Raw genomic sequence first — 4,440 nt, forward strand, 5'->3', positions numbered from 1 at the left:
GACTTTGGATCGGTCATTTTTCTTCCGGCGGCAACCTGAACTTGCTTGCGTCGATGCCGAGATGGGCGCAGAGCGCATCGACCACGACGCCGTGGTCATCCCTTTCAGGCAGACCCGAGACAGCAATGACGCCGACGACGCCAGCGCCCTTGACGGTTACGGGAAAGCCGCCGCCGGCGAGCACATAGTCGGCGATGTCCAGCGCCTCGCCGATCTTGAAGGTGCGGTCGGGCCGCTGCTGCTCCAGCACCATGCGGTAGGTGCTTCTCAGATAGCGTTTCACGACATTGATCTTGCGCCGCGCCCAGTCGGGATTGGAGGCATTCGAACCCGGCATGGCGGCATAGAAGAGCGGTCGGTCGAAGGTCCTGATGTCGACGATGATCGGCAGATTTTCCTTGAGCGCCCGTTCCCGTATCGCCGAGCCGATCTCGAAGGCTGTGGCCTCGTCGAAGGCCGGGAAGACCAGCGCCGCTTCCTGTTTCTTGATCAGAGCGATGTCGTCGGCGGCAGCCATGGCGTTCCCCTGTCAATGTCCGACGCACGCTTTGGCCGATGGCTGACGCCGGGTCAAGCGCGGAGCGCGTGGAATGGCGTTATGCCGCGATGGCGCTCTTTGCCGGCCGGCCCGCCACATAGACCTCGCGCACGGCGCGATCGTCGCCCAGCGTCTGCAGCAGGAAAAGTTCCTCGGCCAGCGTCTCCACCGTCTCCATCCTCAGCCGCATCGCCGGCGTGGCGTAGGCGTCGAGCACGACGATGTCGGCGTCTGTGCCTTCATCGAGCGTGCCGACTTTGTCGGCGACAGACAGCGCCTCGGCATTGCCGCGCGTCAACTGCCAGAAGGACTGGAACGGGTTCAGCTTCTCGCCGTTCAGCGCGATCACCTTGTAGCCCTCGTCCATGGTGCGCAGCATCGAATAGTTGGTGCCGCCGCCGACATCGGTGGCCGCGGCGATCCGGAGCGGCTTTTCGCGGCCGCGGTAGCGCTGGTAGTCGAACAGGCCGGAGCCGAGGAAGAGATTGGAGGTCGGGCAGAACACGGCCACCGAGCCAGACTGCGACAGCGCATCGGCCTCGCGCTCCGAAAGATGGATGCAGTGGCCGAACAGGCTCTTCCGGCCCAGCAGGCCGTAATGCTCATAGATATCGGTGTAGTCGCGCGACCAGGGATAGAGTTCCTGGGTGAAGGCGATCTCGGCGTGGTTTTCGGACAGATGCGTCTGCATGTGGAGATCGGGATGCTCGCGGCAGAGCGCGCCGGCCATCTCCATCTGCTCGGGCGAGGAGGTGATCGCAAAGCGCGGCGTGACGGCATAGAGCTGGCGGCCCTTGCCGTGCCATTCGGCAATCAGCGCCTTGGTGTCGTCATAGCCGGTCTGCGGCGTGTCGAGGACGCCGTCCGGCGCGTTGCGGTCCATCATCACCTTGCCGGCGATGTTGAGCATGTTGCGGTCATGGGATTCGGCGAAGAAGGCTTCGGCGGAAGATTTGTGCACCGAGCAGTAGGCGGCGACCGTCGTCGTGCCGTGGCGCAGCATTTCATCAAGGAACAGCCGCGCGATGCGGCGGCCATGCTGCGCGTTCCGGAATTTCGTCTCTTCGGGAAAAGTGTATTTGTTCAGCCAGTCGAGCAGTTCGGCGCCGTAGGACGCGATGACCTGCATCTGCGGAAAATGCACATGGGCGTCGAGGAACCCAGGCAAGATGAGATGCGGGCGATGGTCGATCGTCTCGACGCCGGTGCCTGCGCGCTTCTTGACCTCGGCATAGGGACCGGCGGCAACGATCTTGCCTTCGTCGAGCAGCAGCGCGCCATCCTCCTCGTAGCGCCAGGCGGCATGGTCGTCTATCGCTTCGGGCCAGCGCAGGAAAGAGAGCGTGCGGCCGCGCAGGAGTTTCGATGTCATGCTTACTTTCCGGCGCCTTCGAACCAGGCGACCAAAAGGGCCCGTTCCTGGTCGGTTATCTGGGTGACGTTGGCGGGCGGCATGGCATGCGCCCGGCCGGCCTGCAGATAGATCTCGCGGGCATGCTCGGCGATGCGCGCGTCGGTGTCGAGCATCACGCCCTTCGGCGCATGGTAGATGCCTTCATAGACCGGCTCCTCGGTATGGCACATCGAGCAGCGGCCGAGCACGGTGTCGCGCACGGCGGCGAAGTGGGCCGAAGCCATGTAGACCTGGGCTGCAGCCGATGCGGCAGAGGTCTTCGGCTCGCCGGTCAGCACCTTCGGCACCGTCGAGAGCCAGACGATGATCATGAACAGCACGGCGGCGCCGAGCCAGGTCCAGGTCGGGTTGCCCTTCCTTGCATGCACCGTGTTGAAATAGTGCCGGATCAGCACGCCGATGATGAAGACCAGCGAGGCGATGACCCAGTTGAACTCGGTGCCGAAGGCCAGCGGGTAATGGTTCGACAGCATCAGGAACAGGACCGGCAAGGTCAGGTAGTTGTTGTGCAGCGAGCGCTGCTTGGCGATCTTGCCGTATTTCGGGTCCGGCTTGCGGCCGGCGATCAGGTCGGCGACGACGATCTTCTGGTTGGGGATGATGACCATGAAGACGTTGGCCGACATGATCGTGGCGGTGATGGCGCCGAGATGCAGGAAGGCGGCGCGGCCGGTGAAGAGGTGGGTGAGGCCCCAGGCGATGAAAACCAGCACGCAGTAAAGCACCAGCATCAGCCCGGTGTCGCTTTTGCCGAGCGGCGAGCGGCACAGAAGATCGTAGACGATCCAGCCGACGCCGATTGTCGCCAACGACAGCAGGATGCCGACCGGCACCGAGACGTTGAGCACGTTGGGGTCGATCAGGAAGAGATCCGCCCCGGCATAATAGACCACGCAGAGCATGGCGAAGCCCGACAGCCAGGTGGCGTAGGATTCCCATTTGAACCAGGTCAGGTGCTCCGGCATCTCGGCCGGCGCCACCAGGTATTTCTGGATGTGGTAGAAGCCGCCGCCATGCACCTGCCATTCCTCGCCGAAGGCGCCGGCGGGCAGGCCGGGACGCTGGCGAAGCCCGAGATCGAGGGCGACGAAATAGAAGGAGGAGCCGATCCAGGCGATGCCGGTGATGACATGCAGCCAGCGGACCGCGAAGCTCAGCCAGTCCCAGAAAATCGCAAAATCCATCATCGAGTCGCCCCTGGGAAATCGTCCCTGCCGGTTGCACGACTTTACGGGCTGGCGCCGAAACGAAAAGAGGCGGGGCCCGCGATGACTTTCAAAAAAAAATGGAAAATACTACGCTCACCACACTGAGCCGTTTGAGAGCCACGACAGCCGCATGGCCTATCTCGACAACATCGCCGTCTTCGTCCGCGTCGTCGAGCTCGGCAATCTTTCGGCGGCCGGTCGCGACATGCGCATCTCGCCGGCGGTCGCCTCCAACCGCATCAAGGAACTGGAGAAGCATCTCGGGGTCAGGCTGTTCAATCGCACGACAAGGCAGTTGATGCCGACCGAGCATGGCACGGTGTTCTACACCGGCGCCAAGCAGGTCCTGGAGGCGATCACCGAGGCAGAAGCCGCTGTCGCCGCTCTCTCCGGCCAGCCACGCGGCACCATCAGGGTGACGGCGCCGCTCGGCCTCGGCCGGCGGCTGATCGCTTCCGGCATCCCGGACTTCCACGACAAATATCCTGATATCGAGGTGCGGCTCAGGCTCTCCGATCACAATGTCGACATCATGAAGGAAGGCATCGACGTCGCCTTCCGGCTCGGCATCATCGAGGATTCGAGTCTCAGGATGCGCGGCATCATGGACTGCGAGCGCGTGCTGGTGGCGGCGCCGAAATATCTGGAAGCGCGTGGCGAGCCGGTCGAGCCGCAGGAGCTGATCGGCAAGAAGCATGACTGCCTGATGCTGCGCTATGCCGGCACGCGCGAATATGTCTGGACGCTGCAGACGCCGAACGGCGTGCAGAAATTCGAGGTGCACGGGCCATATGACACCGACGACGGCGACGTTCTGACAGGCTGGGCACTGTCGGGACGCGGCATCATCAACAAGCCGCGCTTCGAGGTCGAGCCGTTCATCCGCGACCAGCGGCTGAAAGTGATCCTGGCCAAGACGCCGCCGACGCCGGTGCAGCTTGCCGCCGTCTATCCGCACAAGAAGCTGCAGGACCCGAAGGTGCGGCTGCTGCTCGACTTCATGGCCGACCGCTGCCAGCGGCTGATCAAGGATATTCTTGCTGGTAAGTAAGGGCTGGCCGGCAAGTAGGGACTGGTCGGCAAGTGACTGGCTGCTGGCCCAGCCGATCGGGTTGCCTTGCCTGGGGGCGAGCCTAGGTTGGTAGCCGGAACGCTGTCAGGCAGCCGAATGGGCCGCACAATGCATCTTGCCGTTTCGCTCGACATCGCGGCCGCCACGGGGCAGGCCGGGCTGACATTCACAGAGATCGCTGGCTTTGTGCGGAAGGCGGAAGTGGCGG

The 4,440-nt window shown here is 63.6% G+C and carries 4 protein-coding genes; 1 reads left to right on the forward strand and 3 read right to left on the reverse strand.

Features of this window, described 5'->3' with window-relative positions:
* Positions 1-13: 13 nt before the first annotated feature.
* The 3 genes from EOA38_RS29000 to EOA38_RS29010 form a co-directional block, all read right to left on the reverse strand.
* Entirely contained in the window at positions 14-517 is a 504-nt protein-coding gene (locus EOA38_RS29000; RefSeq protein ID WP_126090626.1) for a heme-degrading domain-containing protein, read from the reverse strand.
* A gap of 79 nt (positions 518-596) precedes the next feature.
* Entirely contained in the window at positions 597-1,910 is a 1,314-nt protein-coding gene (gene guaD / locus EOA38_RS29005; RefSeq protein ID WP_127300853.1) for a guanine deaminase, read from the reverse strand.
* 2 nt (positions 1,911-1,912) lie between these two features.
* Positions 1,913-3,139: a urate hydroxylase PuuD gene (locus EOA38_RS29010; RefSeq protein WP_127300854.1), complete on the reverse strand. Its 1,227-nt coding sequence runs from the start codon at positions 3,137-3,139 to the stop codon at positions 1,913-1,915.
* Between the two features lie 151 nt (positions 3,140-3,290).
* On the opposite strand from EOA38_RS29010, the gene EOA38_RS29015 reads away from it, so the two are divergent.
* Positions 3,291-4,211, forward strand: a complete 921-nt coding sequence (locus EOA38_RS29015) for a LysR family transcriptional regulator (RefSeq protein ID WP_126090629.1) — start codon at positions 3,291-3,293, stop codon at positions 4,209-4,211.
* The last annotated feature ends 229 nt before the right edge of the window (positions 4,212-4,440 follow it).

This window comes from Mesorhizobium sp. M1E.F.Ca.ET.041.01.1.1 (assembly GCF_003997355.1).
Taxonomy (GTDB): domain Bacteria; phylum Pseudomonadota; class Alphaproteobacteria; order Rhizobiales; family Rhizobiaceae; genus Mesorhizobium.